This is a genomic window from Paenibacillus sp. WLX2291 (assembly GCF_046603665.1).
Taxonomy (GTDB): domain Bacteria; phylum Bacillota; class Bacilli; order Paenibacillales; family Paenibacillaceae; genus Saccharibacillus.
The window spans coordinates 391,700-417,907 of sequence record NZ_CP176755.1; the positions used below are offsets into that span (position 1 = coordinate 391,700).

Consider the following 26,208-nt stretch of genomic DNA (forward strand, 5'->3'; position numbering starts at 1 on the left):
AATAAGGGGACAGGCTCCAGTGGAAAGAGGAGAATCGACGGAATGAGAGATACTTGTCGATTTTCCTTTCTCCAAGGTCGCCGTTTCCCCTTATTTCCTTTCCAGCGTTGCGAGCAGCATGGGATACAATGTATTAGTTTATGGATGGATGACAAGACTGGTGTAGGGATTGGAGCAGAGCTTGCAGGTTTTGTTTTAACGTAAGGTCTGTGATGATGCCTTCTTTGGATAGCTTTAAGGTGATGTGCGGGATGGTTAGGGTCGTTGTGTCTGATAGTTGGGCGTTGATCATTTGTAAGGTGAGCAGTAGGGAGGCGTTGGCATAGTTGCCGCCCAGTGGCGATGGAGAGGCTGTGATGACGGCGGTCGGTTTGTTGACAAATTCACCGGACGATACGATCCAGTCGAGGGCATTTTTGAGTGCGCCGGGTACGCCATTGCCGTATTCAGGCGAGCAGATCAGAACGCCGTGAGCTTGGCTGAGCTGTGTTCTAAGAGTTTGGACAGATTGAGGTGCTTGATCGGTATCGAGGTCTGGATTGAAATGGGGGAGGTCGCCGAGACCGGTGTAGGTGGTGAAGTTCAGATAGTCTGGGGCAAGATTGATGATAGCGTTCATTAGCGTTGTATTGGAGGAAGACTGGCGCAAGCTTCCTGAGATGGCGAGTATGTTCGTTGTAGGATGCATAGGATGATTCATGGTGGATGTCCTCTTTTCTATAATTGGGATATTGGAATCGGGATATGTAGTAATGTTGTGACTGGTATACAGCGGAGCGACTACCTTTAGTATAGAGCAGTGTGGAGTGATGGCGGATGAAGATTGGATGTATCCTTTGTATGCAAGGGGATGTGATGGGGAACATAGAGTAAGCAGTCTGGAAGTATAGCTGCGGCAAGATGAATAGGAGTGGAAGATCGAAACGGAATAGAAAATAGAAACAAAATAAAAATAAAAATAAAAAACGGAGCGGCAACCGTATGTGGCTGCTGCTCCGTTCCATGATGAGAATGACGATCATCCGATGATTCCACAATCAGATAGTGTGATGTTTGGATTGGTAGGAGTAGCCAATGAATGTTTGAAGCTACTCCACATGAATCTCGGTGTCTTTGGTAGCGGTAGGGTAGATATAGCCTTTGCTGCCTGCTCCTAGACCAGTATAGAGCAGAGTAGCCGCGGCAGCGACGAGTAGCAGCAGTGGAATCGTCCAGCTGTTGGAGACGTCGTGCAGGATACCGAATAGGGTAGGACCGCAGGCGGCTAACAGGTAGCCGACGGATTGTGCCATACCGGAGATTTCGGTTGCTTGTTCCGGTGTCTGGGTACGCAGGTTGAAGAACATCATCGACAGGCTGAAGGCAGCCGCACCGGCGATACCGATCAGGATCAGGCAGACAGCGATAATGCCGATATGCCCGCTACCGAAGATGATACCGAGCAGACCGATCAGGTACATAGCGACCGTTCCGGCGACGAGCAATCGTTGGGTCGCAAGACGCGCCGCCAAAATCGGGATAATAAAGTTAAAAGGCAGCATCGAGAATTGCATCAATGACAGCATGTAGCCGGATTGTATGCGCGATAAGCCTTGTTCTTGCAGAATATCCGGCAACCACGCAATCGAGACGTAGAAGATCATCGACTGCATGCCCATGAAAAAGGTGATTTTCCACGCCAGCGGCGATTTCCACACGCTATGACCCGAAGTATGCGAGCGCGTGGCGAGACGAGCCACTTTGTTGTGACGCAACTGGGTGAGCCAGAACAGCAGCGCTCCGGTCGCCAGTACTGTCCATGTGAGCAGCGATCCTTTCCAGCCTAGCCCGGCATTCAACGCCAGTGGCAGGCTAATTGCCGATGCCAGCGCAGCAAATACATTACTGCAAATCGAATAAATACTCGTCATCAGCCCGATCCGATGTGGGAATTCACGCTTGATCAGACCCGGTAAAATGACGTTGATCACAGCAATCGCCAGACCTGTCAGAAAGGTACCAGTGACCAAGATCCCCAGTCCACCAAACGGACGCATCCAGCCGCCGATCATCATGACGATCATCGAGAAGAAAATGATCTTTTCCATGCCGTAATTGCCAGCCAGCTTGGCGACAAAAGGAGATAATAATGCAAACGCCAGTAGCGGAATAGTCGTCAGAAAGCCCGCCATCGTATTGGAAATGGGGAAATCAACACGAATCAGATCCAGTAGTGGACTAAGCCCGGTAATCGGACTACGCATCGTACAAGAAACAAACAGAATACAAAACAGCAAAAACGCCGGATTCCGCAACGGTGCAGACTGACCGGGTATAGCAAGGGTACGCTTCATTGCTTGAAATCTCCTTCAGTCATAATGGTTTTGAAATAATGAATATAATCGTCCACGATTGCCGCCGCCTGCTGTTCATCCTGCTGGCGAATAGCGTTGATCAGATTGTGATGCCCGGTATGATCGTTGTCGGTCGTCAGCTCGGTCGTGCTCATGATCGACATTTGAATCCGTTCAAACATATGATTGTATAGATCGACCAGCAGCGGATTGTACGATGCCGCGATAATCGTATGATGCAGCTGCATATCGACCTCAACGAATGCTTCGATCTCGCCAGCATGTGTATGCTGCAAGCAGAGGGCGGAATAATGCTCCATCTGTTGTAGATCGTCCTCTGTGCGGCGCTGGCATGCGAGAATGACTGCTTCGCGATCCAGCGCATGTCGGACTTCCAGAATCTCGATGATGCTAGAATTACCGATCCGTTTTTGCAATACCGAGCCGAGCGGACTGGCGGCGATGACAAACGTACCGTCTCCCTGACGCGTGGCTAGCAGACCGATATGCACTAAGGCGCGAATCCCTTCACGCAGCGTATTGCGGCTGACGCCAAACTGCTCCATCAATTCCGCTTCTTTTGGAATGCGCATACCGACGGTCCATACGCCGCTGCGAATCTGTTCTTCCAGCCGTTCGCACAGCTGCTCGACCAGCGATTTCTTTTCCAATTTATCAAACATATGCTTCACCGCATTTCTGAATATATAGATTGCCAGTTATCATCAATAATCATTTTGAATGTAAAGGTAGGATGATTGGTCTATTGGACATTTTAAGGGATGATGCTGGATTTGTCTATATATGACATGAAAAAGACATCACGTAAATACGAAAAAATGACCTAAATTTCCTTTTAATAAAAATTTTACATAAAAGAGGAATTTGATAGATAAAAGAGGAATATGATCAATAGAGAATCGCATTTTCCCGCATGGACGGGTACAGGAGGAATGTTCATTGAATTACACTATTCGCAAAAGATGGGTTGCTACGCTGATGACTGCTGTTCTGACAGTCGCTACATTGCTGGGATTTATCCCCCAACAGCAGGTGCAAGCAGCAACAGCACTCACCGTAGCACAGGCGATCCAATCGCAAAGTGCAGGCACGATTACGGTAACCGGTATTATCGTTGGGCACGCCAGTGGTTCGCAAACCGCGAATTTCAAAAGTCCATTTGCGAATGATTTTAACGTGTTGCTGGCAGACAGCAGCAGCGAAACCAGCACATCCAAATTGCTGGATGTTCAATTGCCAACATCGTTCCGTTCCCAATACGGTCTGCAAACGAACCCGGGACTGATCGGCACAACGATTACGGTTACAGGCACAGCCGGTACATACAACAACTTTGCGGGTGTAAAGAACCCGACTGCCATCACGACAGGCGGCAGTACAACCCCAACCCCTCCACCAACCGAACCCGGCACGACACTGCCTAACGGTACAGGCAAAAAAGTACTGTTCGACAATACCCATGCCCAAACAGCGGGTGCAGCCGACTGGGTAATTGACGGCGGATTCTCCGACTTTGCAAGTGGTCTGCGTGCAGACGGCTTCACAGTCGCTTCGCTGGAACGCTCGATTCCTTACACATTTGGCGAGCAAGCGATCACGTACGACAAGCTGAAAGGTTATGACGTATTCGTCATCGCCGAGCCGAACGTACCGTTCAAAACAAGCGAACAGGCAGCGATGCTGCAATACGTCAAAGGCGGCGGTAGCATCTTCTTCATCGGTGACCACTACAACGCTGACCGTAACAAAAACCGCTGGGATGGTTCCGAAGCGATCAACGGATACCGCCGCGGCGCTTACAACAATCCGACACTAGGCATGACAACTGAAGAAGCCGCTTCTCCGGCAATGCAAAATGTAACTGGCTCTGACTGGCTGGGCAGCAACTTCGGTATTCGTTTCCGTTACAATGCGCTGGGTGATGCTAACGCAACGGACATCGTTGCTTCCTCGCAAGCATTCGGCATTACTGCTGGTGTTAGCTCGGTAGCGATGCACGCTGGTTCCACACTCGCCATTCTGGACCCGAATAAAGCAAAAGGGATCGTTTATATCCCATCTGGCATGTCCAAATGGGGCAATGCTGTCGATCAGGGGGTATACAATGGCGGCGGACGCGCAGAAGGTCCTTACGCGGCTGTATCCAAGCTCGGTGCAGGGAAAGCAGCATTTATCGGCGATTCCTCACCAGTAGAAGACGCTTCGCCGAAGTACAAACGCGAAGAAACCGGTCAAACGAAAACGACCTACGATGGCTACAAAGAAGTGAACGATGCTACCCTGCTCGTGAACACCGTACGCTGGTTGGCTGTCAAAGAAAGCTATACCGATCTGACACAAGTAAGCGGTCTGACACTGGACAGCAAAACATCGTTGCTGTCGATCGAGAACCCTGCTACATCGACGGAGCCGCAAGCTGAACCTTGGGCTGCTCCATCCGCAGGATACAAATGGTATGATCCAAAAACATTCAAATCCGGTTCTTATGGCTATGTAGCTCAATAATGACCTGATCCCTGATCCCCACTGAACAGCAAGCTAAAACAAAGCAACCAAGCGATACTCCAAACCAAACAGCCCCTATGTCTCCCATATCGTCATGGGTACATAGGGGCTGTTTCCTTATTCACATGCTTACATCAAAAATGTGCCGATGACGAACGAGATGCCGATAATGACCGAGCGCAGCAAACGCGCCAGCGCCATATTGCCGTTCTGAATTTGCTCGCACAGCTTTGTTTTCGGCGTGATCAGGTCAAAGATCATATACACCAGACACAGAATCACGATCCCGACCGCTGACCAGATGATCACATCCAGCCAATTGTCCGAACTGATCGACACCAGCCCGACGATAATACACAATCCGAGCAGCTTACTGCCCATATACATGCCAGCCGCTTCATTTCCTGCGGCGATCTCCTTGTTATCATCGTACCGGGTCAAACGGCTGAATACATAATACCCCACCAGCAAAATGACAAATAAAATCACCAGCCCAATTCCTACATGCCCCAGATCCGCTACAAAATTTCTCAACACAGTTCCTCCTTAATAAATGAATACCATCTCTTTGTTCTATCCTATCGAGTCCTGCTGCTATACTTACGGCAAAATTGCCGCTGCACAATAACATGCCAGATTGTCCGTAACCTTGCCACCAATCCGTGGCAACAGACCAGCAAATTGTCCGCCGATCACAAAGGCACCCGTCAACAAATACCCGTCAAAATCGCCTTCCACCGTCTGCGCACACACTGGCTCCATCGGTTGCATCTGCTGGTAAATCTGCAATTGCTGCTCATAATAAGCAGCGATAGCGGCGGCGGCTTCGTCCTCTGCTATGTCGGTAGGATCGGAATCGGAAGCACCAGCTGAAGGCACCTGCGTTTCTGTGATCGTCTGTTCTTGTGGCGAAGAATCTACAGTCTCCGCTACAGATTCTCCCTGCAACTGCGGTTGATGTATGAGCTTCGTGCCCTGACCTTCGCGTCCAAAGAACCCTTTTGACACATATGGAATATCCGCCAGTATAAACGGTTCAGGTGTAAAATAAGTCGGCAGCATATACCGCTCAATCCACTGACATTCTTCTTCTGTAAACAACGTAAAGCCGATCTGCTCCGCCATCTGGTCGTTACGTTCATATAGCGACCAGAGCGTAGCTAGAAAGCCTTTGCTCTGGGTGATCATATGCTGTACCGGATTGATCAGTCCAAGCTTGCCATCCGCTACCAGATGCAGCAAGTCCTCGCCCACCGTACGTCCGCTGTCTTCCTCGCGATCTTCCACTAGGTATTCAAGTGGATACAGACGGTATAACAGCTCAATCTTCTGTTGTTCATAAAAGAGTCCGTCACCCGGCACAATGCGCAATTGCTCCAGCGGCACGTATACCGCGTCAATGCCTGCTCGCTTGCATTGTTCCAACAGATAGAGTGTATTCATCCGATCCTCATCATGCCAGTCGTAGCTAGTCATATACAGGATACCGCCAAGTCCGCGCTGCCGATAATCGTATACCGCAGACAGGAACATCTCACGAATACATTCATTCATTTGCGCAGAGGCAGGTCGTAAATCCGGCGCATATTGCAGCAGCTTTCCTTCCAAATACGCGACTTCTGGAATGCCGCTAGGCGTATCAGTGTTATTTTCAATACATTTCATATCGCCGTTCGGGCTGATGATCCAGTCCAATCGGGTGATGCCGTCCCAATCGATCTGCTCTGTTGCTAGCGCAGCGAGTAGAGGATGCAGACCAAGCTGATGAATCAGATATGGCTCTGGCAAATGCTGCTGGACGAAGCGTAGCGTTTTGCGGTATAGCTGATGCAAGCGCTGTGAACCAAGTGCAAGCTGCTCATATTCATGTGAGGTGTACAGCGTTAAGGCGGACAAGCAATATGGCTTGTCGTACATGATGTGATACGGTACGACCTCTGCCACTTCACCGCTAAATAACACCTCACGCGATAGTTGCAAATTACGGGTTTGCCGCATAAAATCAGCCTCCAAAGAACGAATGGCTAGAGCCGGAGCTACCAAAACCGCTGTGCGAGCTGGACGTGCTTTTTTTGTAAGAATGGGAGCTATAGTAGCCACCGCCGGAGCTGTAATAATAATCTTCATCCTGACAGTCAAATGGCTTGCCTGCACTGTCATACTGACAATACTGATCTTTGTCGCCGCAGCCGGTGAGAGCAACCGGTACGATCAGCATGAGCGAGAAGGCGGTCATTTTGGCTTTGTTGGCGGCACTGCCTGTCGCTTTGCTAGATGACTCCGACGATTCGCTACTAGGTACCTGTGAAGACGAGGAGATGTTGGTATCGCTGTTCATTACAAATCCACTCCTCTCATGAAAATCATGACTTTTTGCCGATCGGCATCTAGTGCCGTATACAGCAGTTCATACGTATATCCCTGTTCGACCCGATAATGATCCAGCAGCAGGCGCGCAATATCCAGTGTGGACATAAACGAAGAATAAGAGGCACGGCGCATAAAATCACGCCCGTCCCAGATCCAGAATTCCGGCTCCAGTCGCGATGGATAATCCTTTTGCCCGGCGATGACACGACCGAGACTTTCTTGATACGGCTCCGGTAACTCCTGAGCAAATGGACGCGCATACACGACATGCCGCTGATCGTCCTGCGTTTCATGCGAAATATGTACCCAGATGCGATGATTCAGCTTGACCGCATCTACCAGCTTGTGCAGAAATAACTCATCCTGCGGCAGTGATGGATACTCGTGAATCAATCCTTGCTCGCGTTGTTGTCGTTCCGACCACTCTATGTATTGTAGTGGGTAATACATCTTGTCATGCTCACTCCTTTTGAATACTTGCTATTTGCAATACTTCCATGTTTACGAAGCATCTCGCATAAAGATGCAATATTCCCATTTTTCGATAAAAATGTGCATTTGGCAATACTATTCTGGCAAATTCGGACTTCCTATACAGAGGAAAGGGAGGAAGGTCATGATACGGGCTAGTAAATGAGTAGGCATTGTTGGTAATCCAGCCATAGACGACTGTATAATAGGGGCAAGCATTATCGTTTCTAGTATGTATGCGACGAAGCATATCATGCTTTCCTTGGATAAACGTCTGCCACTTTTGTATTGCACAGGGAGGTAAGACCGTATGAATAAACGCGCGAATGCGCTGCAATCTCGTCTGCATCGGACGGGACGATACAATACAGACAATCGCCGCCGTGAATGGTGGTGGATCGCGGGGCTGTTAGTCGCCGGTCTGCTGGTTCGACTCTGGCTTGGAGGACGTTATCCCGGGTTTATGGACGACCAGAATCTATTCGTGCAATGGATGAACGATGTGAGGCAATATGGAATGGGAACCGTCTATATGCACAATCATGGAATCAACTACCCGCCAATTTTCTTGGCGCTGATGAGCATCTATGCGGCAGTCCTACATCTGTTCGGCATACAGGCAACCGCAGGTACGCTGTCGTATAAAGGAATTCTGATCGTACTGGACCTGCTATCTTTTATCGCTGTAGCGATCTGGGCACGCGGCAAAGCTGGAGTCATCGCCCGCCCGCTGCTGCTGGCACTGTTCGCGCTCAATCCCGTGCTAATCGTCGATGGCGCCATCTGGGGGCAGGTCGATATACTGAACGGCATGCTGATGACCGGCTCATTGCTGCTCATCTTGTCCGCTCCACTGATCGCGGGCATCCTGTTCGCGCTCGCACTGCTAACCAAATTTCAAGCAATCGTCATCGCGCCTGTATTCGGCTGGTACATGCTGCGAACATTATGGAAAAGACAACTGCGTCCCTTGCTGCTATTCCTTGCTGGTGCCTTGCTGCCGCTACTGCTCACGGCTCTATATTTCGCCCTATACGGCGGATTCACAGCGATGATTCGAGGGGCGTACCTGAGTGCAGTCGGCATGTACAAGCAAGTAACCTTGAATGCCTTCAACATCTGGTACTATCTGGTCGGTACAGCGCCCGATACAAGCGACACGATCAAGCTGTGGAACGTAATCTCGCTTCGTAATATCGGTTTTGTATTATTACTGCTGGCAGTGCTATATACCGGCTGGTATATAGGGAGACGGCGTACCCTGAATACCGCCACCATGCTCAAAGCCGGCGCCTGGATCTCCTTCGCCTTCTTCATGCTACCAACCGAGATTCACGAGCGTTACAGCGTCCCCGCACTGATCATGCTGCTGCTGATCACCTTGCTGGATCGCCGCTGGATACCACTCGCGCTACTACTCAGCGTCACCATCACCTATAACCTGTGGGCAGTCATGACCAGCTACCTACCACCGACCCCAGGCATCATCGTATCCTGCATCCACGTCGTCGCATTGCTCTGGATGGCATGGCTCATCCTGCAAGACCTACGCACCCAACATCAACATCGCAATCCCCAAAACCATTCAACAAACCCAGACCATCCACAGCCAACCAATACAAACAACACCTAATTACAATGCAAACATTGCAACCCAGTACCACCATCCATTCCATACAACTACCCGTTAAATACCAATCAAACAAAAAGAAGTCGCTCCCCCGAGCAGACTTCTTTTTTACTACATATCACGATCTTTATATTACGATTTTCTTAGTCATTCCAACTATCTACACCTGCCCTCCCCCCAAAAGAGTACCGGACGAGGTACGGAACGGAGGGGATGGAACAATGCCGGACGTCCGACTTTGAAGCCCGGATGTCGACCGCATTCACCCATTCCTGACATCCGGGCTTCACCGGAGGCGCCGGCATGTTCCATCCCCGGAGTGTTCCCCCTCTCCCGAAAAATTTTAAATTCTTTATTTGACAGTATCCGCTTTCAGATTCTATGATATTAAACGGTTGTTTGAAAAACTTGTTCCAGCAACGTTACAGCAACTAAATTTTAACAAATGTACAGACAGTCCATTGCTACATGGCGTCACAAGGAGGATACATGAAAAGCGCGTTTCAAGCATTTATGAAATTGCCCACGACCAAAGTCGGAATTATGACGGCAATTCTGTTCCAACTCATCTTCACCGTCGTATGGATGACCGGCTATCAGGGCATTACCGATCGTCTGCAAAATCTGAGCGTAGCGGTAGTCAACGAAGACCCTACTTACGGACAGCAGATTATCGAAGGATTGCAAGGCAAATTGCCTGTACAAGTGAAAAGCGGACTGACCCTCGATCAGGCAAAGCAGCAATTGCAGGATCGCGAGGTGCAGATGATTATCCAGATTCCGTCCGATTTTGGTACATCGGTGCAATCGGCGAATCCAGCACAATTGCATTATCTTATTAACGAATTCAATCCAGTCATGATCAAGAATATGATGACCAATATCGCCGATCAAGTAACGGCGAGCGTGAACAAGGTTGCGATTCAGAGCGGCTTGACTGGCGTATTCTCCGGTTCCGGTCAGGCATCGGCAGAACAAGCGCAGGCGACCGCAGCTATGCTGGCGCAGCGTGTCGTATCGGATATTCAATCTGTGAATCCGGTGCAGGGCATGAACAACCAGATGGTGCCAATGATGATGGTTCTTGCTTCGTATGTGGGCGCGATGATCATGGGACAGAATTTTCAAATCTCATCCAAAGCGATGGCAAGCCGCTTCGGACGCTGGCAGCGCATGTCGGTACGTCTGCTCGTTACCGCTGCGTCAGCAGTCGTTGTATCGCTGATCGGTACTTCGCTGGTGGCGTTGTTTGGTGGACAGTTAGGACATGGCTTCTTCGCCTTGTGGGGCTTCCAGGCGCTGTTCCTGCTGACCTTTATGTTCGTAGCGCAGATGTTCCTGTTTGTATTCGATATGGCGGGTATGCTGTTCAACATCCTGATTCTGTCGGTGCAGCTGGTATCGTCCGGGGCGATGATGCCGCGTGAGCTGTTGCCGGAATTTTACCATGTACTGGGCAGTGCCTTCCCAGCGACGTACGCGGTACAAGGCTTGATGAACATTCTGTTTGGTGGCAATGGTACGGGAGCGGCTTGTCTGGCGCTAGTACTGATCTTTGCCGTGGCGCTGATCATCATCGTTGTATCGACGTATTTCCGCCGCGACCGCATGCCGGTATCGCCTACAGTAGCGGCAGCCGAGTCTTGATGCTAAGATAAGAGAAGCGAGTCTGGAAATGATTGGTGAATCAGAACGAAACAGGTCTGTGTGTTGTTTCCGGCTGTAAGCAATTTGAAGCAGGGAAGTGAAGGGGACTTTGGTAAAACAAGGCGAAGATCATGTGAAACTGCGGATTTTGCAGGCGGCACGCAAACTGGCGGCAGCCAGAGGCTTTGAAGCGACGACCATCCGCGAGATCTGCCGGGAGGCGAATGCGAATATTTCGCTCGTTTCCTACTATTATGGGGGCAAGGAGCATCTGTTTGAAGCGATGCTGCAACAGTTTATTCCGTTTCCACTCTTTTCTGAACATATTCGGCAGGAGCAGCTGGACCCGGTTAACGGGTTGGCGCGCTTGATTGAGCGACTGTTCGATTTTGGTCAGCAAGACCCGGAGATTTCGCATATTTTGCATCAGGAGTTTGCACTTCGTTCAGAGCGAATTGCGACGATTCAGCAGTATACGTTCCCGGCATGGGAACTGCTGCGACAATATTTAAAAGAAGGTCGAGAACAAGGCGTGTTTCAGTTCTATTCGCTCGACCAGACGTTTTTGCAAGTGATGGGGAGTATTCTGTTCGGCAGTAATACCGCCAAATCGTTTCCATTTATTCCGCTGCTCGATCAGGAGCAACCGAATCGACAGCAGCAGCTGGATGAACTACAACGATATGTATTGTACGGTATCGGCTATCGCGAACAATCGCCATCATAACAAACAGATAGATACACATAAGGATGATCTGAACACGCGGAGAGAAGCGGTACAGGTCATCCTTTTTGCATATATGAAGCCATGACCAAAGATATACACATATAAACGTATTTCCTTATGTTCACATTAATTTTACATAAAATAGGAGAATTTAATGATTCATACGACCTATATTCTGGTTACTGCATATTAGGTTTAGAAATCGACCTGCTTCTCATACACAGTCATAAGGTAGGCAAATATTCATATCGTCGTACACGTAAATACGTATAACAAGCATTTGTAAACATGGGTTGACGGATTACATCTCGCTGCTCCATTAGTTGCAAGTATAGGGCAGACGGCATGTAGGACGTGAAAACGAACAACAGAGGGAGAGATGGCATGAACAGGCTGACACGCTTGATTATTTTCCTGATCGGATTGGCGGGTATGGTCGTTACGGCGGTACTGATTGCGATTACGTATCCGCTGGGACGTGTAACAGAAGTGGTTGTTACATACTTGTCACAGCAACCATGGGTATTACAATCGCTCGTCATTTTGTCGCTGATTGTGTTTGTTGTATGCACGCTAATGGTTCTAGTTAGCTTGCTGGCGCGTCCGAAAACAAGAGCGTTGTATATTACGACTCCAGTCGGCTCTATCCGTCTGTCACAGGCGATGATCGAACAGACCATTTTCTATGCAGTACAGGAGAAGAATCTGCTAAAACAACCGCAGATTAGCACCAGACTGAACAGCCGCAATCAGGCGGTATATGCGCGTATTAGCGGCGGCGTCATACCAACAGCGAGACTGGTGGATGCGTCACGCGAATTGCAGCTGTATGTCGAGCAGCAGCTTCAGCAGCTGTTACAGATTGAGAAGGTTCAGGTGGAAGTGCTCATTAACGAAAGACAAGAAGAGAAGAAAAATAAACAGGTGCCGCGTGTCATATAAGGAGGGAATCCATTGGAATTGCTGGAACAGTTGATGCCTTATCGAAGACGGATTTTGTGGACGCTGCTCGGTTTGTTGATTGGCATTTTGTGGATCACCATCGGGTTCAAATATACCCTGCTAATCATCGCCTGCATGGTCGTCGGGTTTCTGATCGGTAAATGGCAAGATGGCGCACTGGATGTACAGCGCTGGATTCAGTTTTTTACCCGGTAGCCCTGAATAGAGAGCAAAGAACAACAAGATCGGTATTGGGGAAGGATACAGCTCGTCGCAGATGAGTGATCCATCCTTTATACAATAGATGTATGACTGCGCTGAACAAGCGTATAGCTAGTTGCTGCACCGTCGTGATGGGAACAAATTACAATTTGCAATCGTGAAAGGATGACTGAACATGGCAGAAACCAGACTGGAACCAACACAGGAAGCATCATTGCAAGCTCGCAAAAACTCACTTACCTTTGAAGACCAGGTGGTACAGAAGATCGCTGCTCTGGCAGCTAACGAAGTACCGGGCGTACTGTCGCTGGAAGGTGGATTCTTTAGCAATCTGGCAGGTCGTTTTAGCAATGCGGAACATGTCATTCGCGGCGTAGATGTCGAAGTCGGTGAAAAGCAGGTCGCCCTTGATCTGGTCGCTGTTGTCGAATACGGCAAAAGTATCCCCGCTATCTTCAATGAACTGATCAAAAAAGTATCCGAAGCGATCAACCGGATGACCGGTTTGGAAGTCGTAGAGATTAACCTCAATATCGTAGATGTCAAAACGCGCAAGGAATTCGAACTTGAAACCAAACCACCGCAAGAAGAACCCAAAATAGAACGTGTGAACTAAACCATTCCATACATGTATTTGCATGTGCCACATGGTATTTAGAATATACCTGGTAGCCCATCCAGAGTTGTACCAGTTGTACGCCGCAAAAACAAGAAAAACCGCCGGTCATAGAGGTTGAGGAACCTGACCCGGCGGTTATCTTGTAATATTCTGATGTTATAAGCGATCGCCGACGTTTCCGCCGACCTTGCATTCCAGCCTACAGTGTTCACGCACTGTGGGCTTTCTTTATAATCTTATGATACACCAAAATGCAAAGAAATGAAACGGTTAGAATCAGCACAGCTCGCTCTTTAAATCAATGTTGCATTGATACAGTAGATGACTACGGGGTTTGGTTTATGTTGACAAGAGATTCTTCAGGAAATGGGTGGATTGTTGTAGCATTTGCGACAAACCGGGTAATAACTTTCATTACCACCAATCTGAATCTGCTCGCCCGTATAGACGGGGTGTCCGTCGCGCATGCGCATATTCATCGTTGCTTTGCGCTCGCAGAACCAGCAGATCGTCTTCATTTCCTCAATTTTGTCCGCATAGAGCAACATATATTGGCTGCCTTCAAACAGATGGTTTTGAAAATCGTTTTTGAGACCGAAGCCCATCACCGGAATATTCAACTTGTCTACAATATCGACCAGTTGCAGGACAGTGTCCTTTTTTAGAAACTGGCATTCATCAATTAACACGCACGATGGCTTGGGCTGGTAATTTTGCACGATATGATAAATATCCGTATCTTCGTGAATCGCAATAGCCTGCCGCCGTACCCCGATGCGTGACGATACATAACCCATTTCATCCCGCGTATCCAGCGCAGAAGTGAAGATAAGGACATGCTTGTTCTGTTCTTCATAATTATGGGCAACTTTGAGAATTTCAATCGATTTGCCGCTGTTCATGGCGCCGTACTTAAAAAATAGCTGTGCCAACGAAAAATGCCCCTTTCTCCGTAGTTTCGCTCCGTTAACCTGATCCATTGTATCAGGAAACGGCAGCAAGACCAAGACATCACGGCAAAGTATTGCAAAGGGCAGGGCAACGCTGAAATAGGAGAATGCCGTATGCAAGACTGCTATGCTTGAATCCAACCACTACCAATACGTATACCTATGAATACGATGATAGGGTACACATCTTATGCGATACCTCATTCAGGTTGGGCAGCTTGATCCAGCAGTCGTTTCAGCTCATTCGTTTGCTGCTCCAGCCAGTGAATATCGGGAGACTGCCATATTTTGTCTGAATCGTTTAAAATGTAATCAGTCATCACAGCACAGATGTGATCAATCTCGACAAAGGACAGCGTTAACGCCAATCCCTTGATGGCATGCACATGGCGGTGCACCAGCATGGCGAGTTCGCGGGCGGTAGATTCAGACGGATCGTTGGTCTGGCGGTATGTGGCGAAGCTGGCATCTAGCTCTTGCATTTTGATGCTGGCATCATGGAGGAAGCGGATGCGTGTCTGCTCCATAATCTGCCGGTATCGTTCTGCTTTGGACACGTGGGGTTCCTCCCTTTGATTATAAAAAAGGATGTGAGAATAATCGTGAAAAAAATAGTAATTATCGATGATAGCAACCCATTTGTCATGCTGGTGAAACATTTGCTAGAAGATGAGAATGTATTGGTGGATTCATTTGAGGATGCGGTCGACTTTTTGCGTATTCCTTCCCGTATTACAGCGTATGATCTGATTATTCTGGATATTAATTTGCCGGGCATGAACGGATTGCAAGTATTAGAAGAATTAAAAAGCAAACCGGCGACACGAGATGTACCGGTACTGCTGCTGTCAGGCGACTCGCGTTCTGAGATTGTAGTCAAAGGCATTCGCCGCGGAGCCATCGACTTCCTGACCAAGCCGGTCGATCCACCACAGCTGCTAGAACGGGTAATGAAGCATTTACAGCCAGAAGGGAAAGCGGGTAGTACGTCTATGAAATCGCCTGCTGATCCGAACGATTTGGAATCCGTGCCCGCAGAACCTTTGACTGAAGCGGAGCAGAGAGAATTGGACGTCATGTTGAGCGGCGATCATCAGACAGACGATGCGTCGCAAGAGGAGTCATATTCGCAAGCGCTTGGGAATATGCCGGACGATTCGTCTTCGGCGTCGGAGCAGGAGCATCCTTCTCAACAAGAAGAGGACAACAAAGCAGATACAAACAGATCACAAGACGCGCCATCGGACGATGAGAAGAAGAATGCCAAAGCGCCGGTATCGGATGCAGCAGATTCTTAATACAAATAGATAGTTGGAATGAACTGAATAGGAATGACCTAAGTTTACCATAATGAGAGCAAGAATCCCGTTGAAATTACCTTTTTATGTAATTTTTTGAGTGGTACACCAAATACAATATGCAAAGCATATGATCACTGTATCGTCAGATAGCTATTTCTCGTAATTTGCAAAAACAATACGAAAAGAATCAGATCATCTTGAATACCCCATGGGGGTATGTTAAAATGGAAACATAATCAACATCCGCATCAGTGCGAGTAGGAAACATACAGTCTACTGATGTGATGGCAGAGGGGGACATGGAATGGAGAAGACAGGCACTTCGCAGGAAGAAACATTGCTCGACATTGCGGAACAGGGGGACGCCTGTGCTACCGGCAGTCATCATGGACGTCGCAGCCATCATTCGGATGAGATGAAGACGAATCTCGTTCGCCGCCTGAATCGGGTAGAGGGACAGATTCGTGGCATCAAAGGCATGATTGAGAAGGACACATATTGCGATGATGTGCTGAATCAGATCGCTGCTGCCCAGTCTGCACTTAATTCGGTTGGCAGATTGCTGCTCGAAGGTCATATGAAGAGCTGTGTCATCGAACGGATCGAAGCGGGCGAGAACGAAGTGATCGACGAACTGCTGATCACGATCAATAAGCTGTTAAAATAAAGCCAGAAGTAAGAAGCATTGCTCGACTATGGAATGTTCGATGATTCAACTCTGTAGGAGAGCTAGTGTTCATCGGTACATTTATGGTAAGCATATACAAGATGTTATTTGAATGATCAAACCCAACGAAAGAGGAGGAATTACAATGGCACAAGTAACATTAGAAGTAGAAGGTATGTCCTGCCAGCATTGCGTCAAAGCGATCGAAGGTGCACTCGCAGAGATTGGCGCAATTGGGAAAGTTAACCTGGAAGGCAAGTCAGTCGATATTGAATACGATGAGAATCAGGTTGATGTCGTGAAGATGACCGAAGCGATTGAAGATCAAGGCTACGACGTCGTTTCCGCAGGGGCTTGATTTGACAGCATTGAATTGGGCAACGATCAGCAAAACGGCGGATGCGGATCAATTACGTATCGCTGTGGAGCAACTGGACATCAATCAGCCAGACGAACGTGGACGTACACCGCTAATGTTGATGATTACGAATCGTCGCCCGGCAGAACTAATATCCCTATTGCTACAGCAACAACCGGCATTGGAAGTATCCGATAAGCTGGGCGATACGGCGCTGATCAAAGCGGTGAATTTCAAGCAATACGATCTGATTCCATTGTTATTGCAGGCAGGTGCGAAGCTGGATCATCCGGCTGGGGTTCTTCATTCCGCATGGCAAGAAGCGAGAACCAGACATGATCTGCAAGCTACCCGTCTTTTATCCAATACGACAGGAGCAGTACGGTTGGAACTGACAGAGCAAGAGCAGGCAACCGTTGATACGGTAGTGTATCAGGAATCGGTATCTGCCGCCTGCCAAGCTGCCGCTCTGCTGGATGATGATGTCGTGCTGCATGCAGCCGCAGAGCAGTACAACTGGGATGATAGTCCAGCACCGATGCTGATCATCGCGCGTAACCCACAATGTGCCTGGATCACACTGCATACGATGTACGAACTGCTGGATAGCGATTATTGGTTAGCAATGGATGAGGCGACTCTGCTTCAACGTGATGAAGGAGAACCGTATAAGGAGTTAGCTGTGCTTTTACAACAGAAATTAGCTGCTTCTCGTTCACAGTCATCCTAGAGTGAGCAACAGAGTTGGATGTCATACGCACTTAACATCTGCGTATGCTTCATGTTGATGGAATACGAAGTGAAATGCTCTGCCGAATGGATACATCCAGATGGAACATCCGTCGGCAGTTCTCTTTTGACTGAAATATACCCCCACTGGGTATCTGAGAATGAAAATGGAACTGACAATATAGTATGTAACTCATGATTGAATCTGACCTATTCTTTGCAAAGGAGGTACTTCCTATGAACACGCCACTTGAGAAATCATCCACTGAGCCATCTTCAACCCCATTGCCGACGTCCCATACCGACGGCTCCTCTTCCGCTAAACAGCTGCAAGTGCAGATCGGTGGTATGACCTGCGCCGCCTGCGCAACCCGGATTGAAAAAGGGCTGCGCCGCATGGATGGTGTGACCGAAGCCAATGTGAATCTGGCATTGGAGCGCGCGGCAATTACGTATGAGCCTGGCAAGACGAGTGCTAGCGATGTAGAACGCAAAATTCAGCAGCTCGGTTATCAGACGCTCAAGGAAACGGTAGATTATGATATTACCGGCATGACCTGCGCCGCCTGTGCGACCCGTATCGAAAAAGGGCTGTCCCGGTTGGATGGTGTGGATAACGTCAATGTGAATCTGGCACTGGAAACGGCACGCGTCGTCTACAATCCAAGTACGCTGGACGGCGAAGACATTATGCGCCGGGTGGAAAAGCTTGGTTACAAAGCTTCACCGAAGCAGGAGGAAGGGATCCGCAATCGCCGTCAACAAGAGGAAGAGCAGCGCAAGTGGAAGCTGATTGCTTCGGCGGTATTGTCATTCCCGCTGCTGTGGGCAATGGTTGCGCATTTTAGTATAACCTCGTGGCTGTATATGCCGCCTATTTTGATGAATCCGTGGTTTCAGTTGATTTTGGCGACACCTGTGCAGTTTGTGATTGGGCGTCAGTTTTACGTAGGTGCTTACAAGGCGCTGCGTAGCGGCAGTGCCAATATGGACGTGCTGGTGGCACTCGGTACGTCAGCGGCTTATTTTTACAGTCTGTTTCTGATGATTCGGGCGCTCATTGTGCCGGGTGCGGAAGTGCAGCTGTATTTTGAAGTCAGTTCGATTCTGATCACGTTGATTTTATTAGGCAAATGGTTTGAACATCGCGCCAAAGGACGTTCGTCCGAAGCGATCCGCAGCCTGATGAATCTGCGTGCGCAGACTGCATTGGTAGAACGGGACGGACAGGAGATACAGATTGCTGCCGAAGATGTTGTGATCGGCGATATCATTATCGTCAAACCAGGCGAGAAGATTCCCGTGGATGGACAGGTCGTTGACGGTGTATCCTCGGTGGATGAATCGATGCTGACAGGCGAAAGCCTACCAGTCGACAAAGCCATCGGCGATACCGTCATCGGGGCGACGATTAATCGCAACGGACGATTGAAATTCCGAGCAGAAAAGATCGGGCGAGATACCGCACTGGCACAGATTATCCGTGTCGTCGAAGAAGCGCAGGTGTCCAAAGCGCCGATTCAGCGAATGGCAGACGTCATTTCTGGTATCTTCGTACCGGTTGTTGTCGGCATTGCCCTGCTCACCTTCGGTATCTGGTATTGGGGCGTGGAGCCGGGTAACTTTAGCAGTGCCTTGGAAAAAGCAATTGCCGTACTCGTTATCGCTTGCCCGTGTGCGCTTGGGCTAGCGACACCGACTTCTATTATGGCGGGCTCCGGTCGTGCTGCCGAATACGGCATTCTATTCAAAGGCGGCGAGCATCTGGAAGCCGCTCATACAGTAGACACCGTCGTACTCGACAAAACAGGCACGATCACCCGCGGTGAACCAGTTCTGACCGACTGGCATGCAGAGATTGATACGATGGATGAACGGCAGTGGATGACGCTTATCGCTGCTGCCGAGAGTGCATCGGAGCATCCACTGGCGCGTGCGATTGTGAGCGGATTGAAGGAGCAGGGAATTGTAACCGAATCGGTACAATCATTTGAAAATATACCCGGAAAGGGTATTGTAGCTGTGCAGAATGGACATACGATTGTTGTCGGTACACGACTGCTGCTGCGCGAAATTGGTATAGATACCACACAGGTAGAAGATACCATCTCAGCGCTAGAGCAACAGGGCAAGACGGTGATGCTGATTGCAATGGATGAACAGTACGCCGGCTGGATTGCTGTTGCTGATACGGTTAAGGATACATCGCGTGCTGCGATTGCGCGATTGCATGAGCTAGGTTTGGAAGTGATCATGATTACGGGCGATAACGAACGTACCGCGCGTGCGATTGGGGAACAGACGGGCGTGGATATCGTGCTGGCAGGCGTACTACCGGAAGGCAAAGCTGCCGAGATCAAACGATTGCAAGATGCAGGCAAAATCGTAGCGATGGTTGGCGACGGAATCAACGATGCCCCTGCTCTGGCTACGGCGCATACTGGCATGGCAATCGGCACCGGTACAGATGTAGCGATGGAAGCCGCCGATGTGACCTTGATGCGCGGCGATCTGAATGGGATTGCTGACGCGATTCTGGTCAGCCGTCGTACCATTCGCAATATCCGGCAAAATCTATTCTGGGCGCTTGCCTACAATGTGATCGGCATTCCGATTGCTGCCATGGGTTTACTTGCACCGTGGCTGGCAGGTGCAGCGATGGCATTCAGCTCTGTTTCCGTCGTATTGAACGCACTGCGTCTGCAACGGATGAAGCTGTAATAGAGAACGAAACCAAAACAGGTGCTCAACACATACAATATGGAATCATATATTGTCTGGTGAGCGACGGAAGATGATCCGGTAAGCTGTAAATCATATGAGTTAGCATTATGGAGTGTAGCCGTATGGAGAAAGTCTACATGCGCTAAATAGCGCAACTTGCACACTGTCTGTTTGAAGATCATACTATAAAGGTAAGATACTTATGAATAATTAGCAGACAGGAGTGTAGATAGATATGAACGAAACGATTAACTTACTGATGAACCACCGATCCATTCGTAGCTACAAACCAGATCCTGTGACAGATGAACAGCTGGAAGCGATTGTAGCTGCCGGACAGATGGCATCGAGTTCCAGCAATGTGCAAGCATACAGCGTGATTGCGGTTCGCGATCCAGAACGCAAGTCCAAGCTGGCAGAACTGGCGGGCAATCAGCGCTATATTGACGAATGCCCGGTATTCCTCGTCTGGTGTGCCGATCTGTATCGTCTGGAACATGCGGTACAAGAACATTTGCCAGAGCAGGAATCATATGCTGATGCAGTCGAGAACTTTATCGTAGCGACAGCAGATGTTACACTGGCAGCGCAAAATGCCGCAGTAGCCGCAGAATCGCTCGGTCTAGGTGTAGTGTATATCGGCGGGATTCGCACACAGATTGAAGAAGTATCCGAGCTGCTCGGCTTGCCAGAGCTGGTGTATCCAATCTATGGCATGTGTATCGGCTATCCGAACCAAGAGCCGGGGATTCGTCCACGTTTACCGCTTAAAGCCGTTCTGCATCACGAGTCCTATCAAGCGGAGACAACGCTGGAAGCAGTGAAACAATATGATGAGCAGATGGTCAACTATTTGAGCGAGCGTACAGGCGGTGCCAAAACCGAACCATGGTCCAAGCTGATGGCGCAGAAGGTCACCACTCCTTCACGCATGCAGCTCAAAGGATTTTTGGAGAAAAAAGGCTTTAACAAACGTTAATTCATCATAAGATTGTTATTGCAATGCAGCTGTCTTTTGCTATTCTACATGTGCGATTTGTGCATAGAATGGCAAAAGGCTTTTTGCTGTATGTATTTTTGTTGTATGTAGCATCTGCTGGAAGACAGGTAAAGTTGATCCTGCCGCGTTGTATGCGATTCGTTTTGCCATGCCGGAATGAAACAGTTACGATTCTGAAACCATGTGATCAGACAGCAGTATATACTAAAGAAAGAACTTGTCCATTTACATATAAAAAGGGCACATTATGGTCGCCAAGCAGTTGGCATGACAAATGGTAAGACAAATGAAATGATTTTCGTGCGATGGATCGCACTGCAACGATCCTGACGATTGCACGGTACATAAGGGGGAAGATCACATGTCACTCGCTCGGGAACAGCAGGTGATGCGCAAACTTCATCCAGATTGGATCTTGGCAGAGCGCAAATCGGCGCTGATCAGTAACGGTATCTGGTTGCTGGCTGTGCTAGTTATGTTGAGTGTGCCATCGCTATTGGACTGGTTTCGTGTTCCGGTCTGGATCTGGATCATTGCTATATTGGTAGTAGTCCTGCGAATGGGGATGAACGCATTCGTCTTGCCTTACTTCCGGTATGAGAAGTTTGCTTTCAACGTGTCGGATGAAGAAGTGCATATTCATAGAGGATGGCTGTTTATTAGTGAAATGATCGTGCCGATGACTCGCGTACAGCATGTAGAACTGGAATCGGGACCGATTTTGCGGCAGTATGGTTTGGCATCGGTGGAGATCGTGACGGCGGCAACGACGCATGTGATTGCCGGACTGAAGCTGGACGAAGCAGAGCAGCTGAAGCAGCGTATTGGTGAGCTGGCGAGGAGGACGGATGAATGAATAGTGAACCTCGTCGTCAGCATGTACTGTATTTGGCATTTACCGTATTGAAAAGTGTACGTAGTCTGGCATTTCCACTAGGATTGATGCTGATCAATTTGTTTCGTGGTGACGATGTGAATCGTTCGTATATGTATATTTTGCTAGCGTTGGCGCTGATGATTGTTGGTATGAATCTGTATCAGCTGGCGTCATGGCGCAAATTTACGTATCACGAGGAACCGGATCGTTTTGTCATTCGCAGCGGATTGTGGACACGCAATGAAAAGGCAATCTATTACGAGCGCATTCATTCGGTCAGCATTGAACAACCGCTGCTTCAGCGTCTGCTTGGCGTAGTGCAATTGAAGATTGAAACGCCGGGTGGCAGCTCTGGCGGCGATGCCGTGCTGGAAGTGCTGTCCACGGCAGAAGCAGATCGTTTGCAGCGGGTACTGAATGAGCAGTCGGCACGTTCCAAAGGGGAAGGTCATACTAGCGAGTCTACTACTGTCCCTGAATCGCTCTCTACTGACCATTCAGCTGCATCTACGGTCACAAGCGCAAGCATAACAAATATAAGCGATAGCGATGCTGTTGAGACAACGACTGCTGCAACAGCGCTTCAGCAGCCACAGCTGTTATACCACCTTACGACCAAGCAGCTACTGCGTGCTGCTTTGACAGAGATGAATCTGGGGCTAGGACTGGCGGTTATCGCCGGGGTATATTCGTTTGCCTACGATCTGATTCCGCAATCCATGCTGGATCGCTTATTCATAGATGCCAGTGGATATATGAGCGGTATCAAGACGCTAGTCTGGGCGGTAGTAGCTGGATTGTTCATCACATGGCTATTGTCGCTTATTATGTTCATCGTAAAATACGCGGACTTCTCCGTCTATCGCGTTGGAGAGCGACTATCGATTCGCTACGGCTTGCTGGAGCGCAGACAATTTATGTTCCATCCGCGTCATGTACAGGCAGTAACGGTAAAAGAAAGCACGATCCGTCGCTGGTTCGGTTATGCGCAGGTCAATCTGCATGTGATCTCGTCAGATCATTCTGGCAAGTTGCCCACGCTGCATCCGTTTGTTCGACGCGATGACGTGCAGACGTTGCTGGATGCGCACATTTCCGGCTTTGTGTATGGCAAGCCGCAGTATCATTCGCCGTCGCGTGCGCTGCTGTCGTATGTATGGCCCAGTCTGCTAGTGTGTGCGTTAGCTGGCATTGTCTTTTCTTATTTCTGGTCATGGTATGCGATCGGCATGATCATTCCGGCAGGGTTGTTGTTCTGGCTGGATTACAATCGGTATCGTTATTCCGGCGCTACGCTGGATGGGCAGCGGGTCATTGTCAGCAACCGCTATATCGCGCACTATACGCATTGTGTGCAGTGGAAGCATATCGAAGCGTTTGATCTGCGGGGGAACTGGATGCAGCGCCGCCGTGATCTGCTCGACATTCGGATGTACATTGCGGCAGGCAGGGCGGATTTTGAAACGAGACGGTTGGAGCGTACGGACGCGGAACGTTTTTTTGACTGGTATAGCCGTCGTCGCACTGTAGCAACGATAGAACCTGTAGAACCCGCAAAACAGCAAGACACAGCAGTAGAGCCGGATCATTTGTAGATAGGCAGGTTGTGCATATACAGGTTGTAGATGGAACGTGTATAGAGAAAGCGTCAACAGCAAAGAGACCGTACTTGATTATAAAAGTACGGTCTCTTTTGAATTCCAATGTAATTACTGATGATTGTGTAGTAGCTTGCTGCTTGGAGGCAGGAACAAGGCGACGAGCAGATTGAGTGCGGCGACTGCGAGCATGAGTACAAATACACCATGAATGCCGCTAGCAATCTGTACCGGCGTATCTGCTGTTACGATGGAGTTGAATACGAGACCGAACACAGCAACACTGACTGTTTGCCCAAGCGAGTTCATCAGCGTATTGGTAGAGGTTGCTACACTACGCATTCGAAAATCAACAGCACCTTGAATCGTAACCATAGATGGAGTGACGATACAGCCCATACCGAAGCCGATCAGAATCAGCGAGCCGACGATTAATCCATACGTAGAGCCTGCTTGCATGATAGCGACGAGCAGACTGCCCGCAACGACCAATACCGAGCCGAACACAATCAGCCATTTGGCACCAATTCGGTACATCCAGCGTCCGGCAAGAGTAGAGGCAATCGGCCATGCAATCGACATCGGCATAATAGCCAGCCCGGCAAGGGTAGCGCTGGAGCCAGACACGTCCTGCATCCAGAGCGCGCAATAGACAGTCACCCCCATAACCATCCAGCGTGTGGTGAAGCCGAGAATATACGGAATCGACAGCACCGGATTACGGAACAGCGACAACGGTAGCATCGGTTCTGCGGCACGATTCTCAATCCACAGAAACAGTCCGAGAAATACGACCGTAATCGCGAACATGATCAGAATGACAGGCGAGTTCCATGCGTATTCCTCACCGCCCGTCAATAGCGCGAGCAACAGGGAGGTCATCCCGATTGTAAAGGTAATCGCCCCGGCATAGTCAATCGACTTATTTTGCTTCTCAAACGATTCATGATAATAGATGAAAATAAATAGCACGGCGATAATGCCGACTGGCAAGTTGATGAAGAAAATCCAGCGCCATGAAATATAATCGACAAAATAACCGCCAACAAGCGGGCCGAACAGACCGGCAATCGACCAGACAGAGGAGAAAATGCCTTGCACTTTGGCACGTTCCTTGCCCGGGTACAGATCGCCAACGATCGTAAATGTAACAGGTGTCAGCGCACCAGCACCAATCCCTTGTAGCGCGCGGAACCAGATCAGCTCGGTCATCGAACCAGCGAATCCGCACAAGACTGAGCCGAGAACGAACAGACCCAATCCGATGGCAAATACAAGTCGGCGTCCATATAGATCACCCAGCTTGCCGAAGATCGGGGTGGCGATACAGGTCGTCAGCGTATACACAGAGAAAATCCAGCTGATCAGACTCAGTCCGCCGAGTGAATCGATAATGCGAGGGGAAGCGGTACTGACGACGGTCGAATCTAGCGCACCGATAAATAGCGCTGCCAGCAGACCGACCGTCACCATAGAGCGGTTCGTTTGTTTGGACATAGAGAGCAATTCCTTCTTCCTCATTATGATCTGACAATATAGCTGAAATAGAAACGCAAAACAGATGTTCCTATACTAGCACACTTTGTATATATGCAGAATCTTTTATAATGGAGCGTCTGATTCACCTCAGTCGTGTAATACATAGCAAGGAATAGAGCGGCAGAGGAGGTAGACTTATGGGAACAACGATGTTCAAAGATCATGCCCTGTTTGAGAAAGGTACAGGGTTATGTCAATCACAATTTGGAAGAAAACCCCATAGTATTGAAATGTCGCTGCATTCAGCAGGCATCTCGTTAATGTTCAAAGATTTGATCGACTTTACCGATGCACGACTACCAGAGAACAAAGATAAACGATATATGCATGTATTTATTTTGCTGCAACAATTTATTTCACCGATTTTATCAAAACGAATCGTGAATATCTTTCATAAAGAAATTGCTCATGTCTTCATCGACTGGCAGGAATATAATAATACAGCCTGTATGACGTTTTTGTTCCAAGATTGGCAGGCAGCCGTATCGTATGAACAGTATGAAGCACAAGAGTCATTACATGACGAAATATCCAGAGTGACCAAGGACGTCGAAAAGAGTCCCGTGACGGTACAATCCCTCTGGCTCAGTCCGAAGCGGCTATTGGTCATTCGTACTGGATTACTCATTTATTTGGAAAGAAAATTAGTACGCAAAGGATTTTCTAATTCATTGCGTATTGCGAAGAGAGAGCTGGAACTGGAGCGTTTCAAGCAGGAAATTGATTATTCTCAATTGGTCAATCAATCGCTACATTCAGCCTATTTAGATTGGAAATTTGAGCATGACATCAGCGTATTACTACTACAATTTGATTGATTGCACAAAATATAATATTTAACAATTGATACGGTAGAATACAATGGATTATCTTGTTCCGTTGCTATAATATATAAGGTACTGCATTAAACGCATGCTGCTGCAATATTTTAAAATTAGTTCTTTCATCGTGCGCATACCGTTTGACAAGTGGCGTATA

General features: G+C 48.8%; 26 protein-coding genes. 16 read left to right on the forward strand and 10 right to left on the reverse strand.

Translation table 11 applies throughout. The features are described from left to right. Positions 1-133: 133 nt before the first annotated feature. The 3 genes from ACDE64_RS01615 to ACDE64_RS01625 all read right to left on the reverse strand — a co-directional run bounded on the left by ACDE64_RS01615 (position 134) and on the right by ACDE64_RS01625 (position 3,016). The gene (locus ACDE64_RS01615; protein WP_411348779.1) at positions 134-700 is read right to left on the reverse strand and encodes an NADPH-dependent FMN reductase; all 567 of its coding nucleotides are present in this window, start codon (positions 698-700) and stop codon (positions 134-136) included. Positions 701-1,088: 388 nt separating this feature from the next. Further along, entirely contained in the window at positions 1,089-2,333 is a 1,245-nt protein-coding gene (locus ACDE64_RS01620; protein ID WP_411348780.1) for a CynX/NimT family MFS transporter, read from the reverse strand. Next, positions 2,330-3,016, reverse strand: a complete 687-nt coding sequence (locus tag ACDE64_RS01625; protein WP_411348781.1) for a FadR/GntR family transcriptional regulator — start codon at positions 3,014-3,016, stop codon at positions 2,330-2,332. The genes ACDE64_RS01620 and ACDE64_RS01625 overlap by 4 nt, the downstream gene beginning before the upstream one ends. 316 nt (positions 3,017-3,332) lie before the next feature. Here ACDE64_RS01625 and ACDE64_RS01630 point away from each other — a divergent pair, with 316 nt between their 5' ends. After that, positions 3,333-4,859, forward strand: coding sequence for a DUF6359 domain-containing protein (locus tag ACDE64_RS01630; RefSeq protein WP_411346665.1), 1,527 nt, complete (start codon positions 3,333-3,335; stop codon positions 4,857-4,859). Between the two features lie 129 nt (positions 4,860-4,988). Here ACDE64_RS01630 and ACDE64_RS01635 read toward each other — a convergent pair whose 3' ends face one another. From ACDE64_RS01635 to ACDE64_RS01650, 4 genes are all read right to left on the reverse strand, one after another. Beyond that, a complete protein-coding gene (locus ACDE64_RS01635; RefSeq protein ID WP_411348782.1) occupies positions 4,989-5,393 on the reverse strand; it encodes a DUF350 domain-containing protein in 405 nt (134 codons plus the stop codon). A 66-nt stretch (positions 5,394-5,459) separates the two neighbouring features. Next, a complete protein-coding gene (locus ACDE64_RS01640) occupies positions 5,460-6,857 on the reverse strand; it encodes a glutathionylspermidine synthase family protein (protein ID WP_411348783.1) in 1,398 nt (465 codons plus the stop codon). Between the two features lie 4 nt (positions 6,858-6,861). Further along, entirely contained in the window at positions 6,862-7,197 is a 336-nt protein-coding gene (locus ACDE64_RS01645; protein ID WP_411348784.1) for a hypothetical protein, read from the reverse strand. After that, a complete protein-coding gene (locus ACDE64_RS01650) occupies positions 7,197-7,679 on the reverse strand; it encodes a hypothetical protein (RefSeq protein ID WP_411348785.1) in 483 nt (160 codons plus the stop codon). The genes ACDE64_RS01645 and ACDE64_RS01650 overlap by 1 nt, the downstream gene beginning before the upstream one ends. A 331-nt stretch (positions 7,680-8,010) precedes the next feature. Between ACDE64_RS01650 and ACDE64_RS01655 the strand changes: the two genes are divergently transcribed. The 6 genes from ACDE64_RS01655 (at position 8,011) to ACDE64_RS01680 (ending at position 13,484) form a co-directional block, all read left to right on the forward strand. Beyond that, complete coding sequence (locus ACDE64_RS01655; RefSeq protein WP_411348786.1) at positions 8,011-9,333, forward strand: hypothetical protein; 1,323 nt, start codon at positions 8,011-8,013, stop codon at positions 9,331-9,333. 486 nt (positions 9,334-9,819) lie between these two features. Continuing rightward, positions 9,820-10,977: a YhgE/Pip domain-containing protein gene (locus ACDE64_RS01660; protein WP_411348787.1), complete on the forward strand. Its 1,158-nt coding sequence runs from the start codon at positions 9,820-9,822 to the stop codon at positions 10,975-10,977. Positions 10,978-11,086: 109 nt separating this feature from the next. Next, the gene (locus ACDE64_RS01665; protein ID WP_411344822.1) at positions 11,087-11,704 is read left to right on the forward strand and encodes a TetR/AcrR family transcriptional regulator; all 618 of its coding nucleotides are present in this window, start codon (positions 11,087-11,089) and stop codon (positions 11,702-11,704) included. A 384-nt stretch (positions 11,705-12,088) separates the two neighbouring features. Further along, positions 12,089-12,646 carry an alkaline shock response membrane anchor protein AmaP gene (gene amaP, locus ACDE64_RS01670; RefSeq protein ID WP_411348788.1) on the forward strand — a complete coding sequence of 186 codons (558 nt, stop codon included), beginning with the start codon at positions 12,089-12,091 and terminating at the stop codon, positions 12,644-12,646. Between the two features lie 12 nt (positions 12,647-12,658). Then, a complete protein-coding gene (locus ACDE64_RS01675; RefSeq protein WP_411348789.1) occupies positions 12,659-12,862 on the forward strand; it encodes a DUF2273 domain-containing protein in 204 nt (67 codons plus the stop codon). Positions 12,863-13,043: 181 nt separating this feature from the next. After that, entirely contained in the window at positions 13,044-13,484 is a 441-nt protein-coding gene (locus ACDE64_RS01680; RefSeq protein ID WP_411344825.1) for an Asp23/Gls24 family envelope stress response protein, read from the forward strand. Positions 13,485-13,846: 362 nt separating this feature from the next. Here ACDE64_RS01680 and ACDE64_RS01685 read toward each other — a convergent pair whose 3' ends face one another. Both ACDE64_RS01685 and ACDE64_RS01690 read right to left on the reverse strand, forming a co-directional pair. After that, entirely contained in the window at positions 13,847-14,419 is a 573-nt protein-coding gene (locus ACDE64_RS01685) for a thymidine kinase (protein ID WP_411348790.1), read from the reverse strand. Between the two features lie 218 nt (positions 14,420-14,637). Beyond that, positions 14,638-14,994 carry an Hpt domain-containing protein gene (locus tag ACDE64_RS01690; protein WP_411344827.1) on the reverse strand — a complete coding sequence of 119 codons (357 nt, stop codon included), beginning with the start codon at positions 14,992-14,994 and terminating at the stop codon, positions 14,638-14,640. 45 nt (positions 14,995-15,039) lie between these two features. Between ACDE64_RS01690 and ACDE64_RS01695 the strand changes: the two genes are divergently transcribed. From ACDE64_RS01695 to ACDE64_RS01730, 8 genes are all read left to right on the forward strand, one after another. Further along, positions 15,040-15,735: a response regulator gene (locus tag ACDE64_RS01695; protein WP_411344828.1), complete on the forward strand. Its 696-nt coding sequence runs from the start codon at positions 15,040-15,042 to the stop codon at positions 15,733-15,735. A 307-nt stretch (positions 15,736-16,042) separates the two neighbouring features. Next, on the forward strand, positions 16,043-16,405 hold the full coding sequence (locus ACDE64_RS01700) for a metal-sensitive transcriptional regulator (RefSeq protein WP_411348791.1): 363 nt from the start codon (positions 16,043-16,045) through the stop codon (positions 16,403-16,405). 145 nt (positions 16,406-16,550) lie between these two features. After that, a complete protein-coding gene (locus ACDE64_RS01705) occupies positions 16,551-16,763 on the forward strand; it encodes a copper ion binding protein (protein WP_411348792.1) in 213 nt (70 codons plus the stop codon). Between the two features lies 1 nt (position 16,764). Then, positions 16,765-17,493, forward strand: coding sequence for a DUF4274 domain-containing protein (locus tag ACDE64_RS01710; protein ID WP_411348793.1), 729 nt, complete (start codon positions 16,765-16,767; stop codon positions 17,491-17,493). 236 nt (positions 17,494-17,729) lie between these two features. Beyond that, positions 17,730-20,213, forward strand: coding sequence for a heavy metal translocating P-type ATPase (locus ACDE64_RS01715; RefSeq protein WP_411348795.1), 2,484 nt, complete (start codon positions 17,730-17,732; stop codon positions 20,211-20,213). 238 nt (positions 20,214-20,451) lie between these two features. Continuing rightward, positions 20,452-21,195 (forward strand): oxygen-insensitive NADPH nitroreductase, encoded by a 744-nt coding sequence (gene nfsA, locus ACDE64_RS01720; RefSeq protein ID WP_411348796.1) that lies wholly within the window; start codon positions 20,452-20,454, stop codon positions 21,193-21,195. A gap of 382 nt (positions 21,196-21,577) precedes the next feature. Further along, positions 21,578-22,072 carry a PH domain-containing protein gene (locus ACDE64_RS01725; RefSeq protein ID WP_411348797.1) on the forward strand — a complete coding sequence of 165 codons (495 nt, stop codon included), beginning with the start codon at positions 21,578-21,580 and terminating at the stop codon, positions 22,070-22,072. Beyond that, positions 22,069-23,688 carry a PH domain-containing protein gene (locus tag ACDE64_RS01730; RefSeq protein ID WP_411348798.1) on the forward strand — a complete coding sequence of 540 codons (1,620 nt, stop codon included), beginning with the start codon at positions 22,069-22,071 and terminating at the stop codon, positions 23,686-23,688. Before ACDE64_RS01725 ends, ACDE64_RS01730 begins: the two co-directional genes overlap by 4 nt. A gap of 114 nt (positions 23,689-23,802) precedes the next feature. On the opposite strand, the gene ACDE64_RS01735 is transcribed toward ACDE64_RS01730, so the two are convergent. Beyond that, positions 23,803-25,188, reverse strand: coding sequence for an MDR family MFS transporter (locus tag ACDE64_RS01735; protein WP_411348799.1), 1,386 nt, complete (start codon positions 25,186-25,188; stop codon positions 23,803-23,805). Between the two features lie 179 nt (positions 25,189-25,367). On the opposite strand from ACDE64_RS01735, the gene ACDE64_RS01740 reads away from it, so the two are divergent. Continuing rightward, positions 25,368-26,048, forward strand: coding sequence for a hypothetical protein (locus ACDE64_RS01740; protein ID WP_411348800.1), 681 nt, complete (start codon positions 25,368-25,370; stop codon positions 26,046-26,048). Positions 26,049-26,208: the final 160 nt, after the last annotated feature.

Bases quoted from the DNA above. Each gene is read 5' to 3' on its own strand.
- ACDE64_RS01615 (WP_411348779.1), bottom strand. From the start codon at position 700: ATGAATCATCCTATGCATCCTACAACGAACATACTCGCCATCTCAGGA.
- ACDE64_RS01620 (WP_411348780.1), bottom strand. From the start codon at position 2,333: ATGAAGCGTACCCTTGCTATACCCGGTCAGTCTGCACCGTTGCGGAAT.
- ACDE64_RS01625 (WP_411348781.1), bottom strand. From the start codon at position 3,016: ATGTTTGATAAATTGGAAAAGAAATCGCTGGTCGAGCAGCTGTGCGAA.
- ACDE64_RS01630 (WP_411346665.1), top strand. From the start codon at position 3,333: ATGACTGCTGTTCTGACAGTCGCTACATTGCTGGGATTTATCCCCCAA.
- ACDE64_RS01640 (WP_411348783.1), bottom strand. From the start codon at position 6,857: ATGCGGCAAACCCGTAATTTGCAACTATCGCGTGAGGTGTTATTTAGC.
- ACDE64_RS01645 (WP_411348784.1), bottom strand. From the start codon at position 7,197: ATGAACAGCGATACCAACATCTCCTCGTCTTCACAGGTACCTAGTAGC.
- ACDE64_RS01650 (WP_411348785.1), bottom strand. From the start codon at position 7,679: ATGTATTACCCACTACAATACATAGAGTGGTCGGAACGACAACAACGC.
- ACDE64_RS01655 (WP_411348786.1), top strand. From the start codon at position 8,011: ATGAATAAACGCGCGAATGCGCTGCAATCTCGTCTGCATCGGACGGGA.
- ACDE64_RS01660 (WP_411348787.1), top strand. From the start codon at position 9,820: ATGAAAAGCGCGTTTCAAGCATTTATGAAATTGCCCACGACCAAAGTC.
- amaP (WP_411348788.1), top strand. From the start codon at position 12,089: ATGAACAGGCTGACACGCTTGATTATTTTCCTGATCGGATTGGCGGGT.
- ACDE64_RS01680 (WP_411344825.1), top strand. From the start codon at position 13,044: ATGGCAGAAACCAGACTGGAACCAACACAGGAAGCATCATTGCAAGCT.
- ACDE64_RS01700 (WP_411348791.1), top strand. From the start codon at position 16,043: ATGGAGAAGACAGGCACTTCGCAGGAAGAAACATTGCTCGACATTGCG.
- ACDE64_RS01705 (WP_411348792.1), top strand. From the start codon at position 16,551: ATGGCACAAGTAACATTAGAAGTAGAAGGTATGTCCTGCCAGCATTGC.
- ACDE64_RS01715 (WP_411348795.1), top strand. From the start codon at position 17,730: ATGAACACGCCACTTGAGAAATCATCCACTGAGCCATCTTCAACCCCA.
- nfsA (WP_411348796.1), top strand. From the start codon at position 20,452: ATGAACGAAACGATTAACTTACTGATGAACCACCGATCCATTCGTAGC.
- ACDE64_RS01725 (WP_411348797.1), top strand. From the start codon at position 21,578: ATGTCACTCGCTCGGGAACAGCAGGTGATGCGCAAACTTCATCCAGAT.
- ACDE64_RS01730 (WP_411348798.1), top strand. From the start codon at position 22,069: ATGAATAGTGAACCTCGTCGTCAGCATGTACTGTATTTGGCATTTACC.
- ACDE64_RS01735 (WP_411348799.1), bottom strand. From the start codon at position 25,188: ATGTCCAAACAAACGAACCGCTCTATGGTGACGGTCGGTCTGCTGGCA.
- ACDE64_RS01740 (WP_411348800.1), top strand. From the start codon at position 25,368: ATGGGAACAACGATGTTCAAAGATCATGCCCTGTTTGAGAAAGGTACA.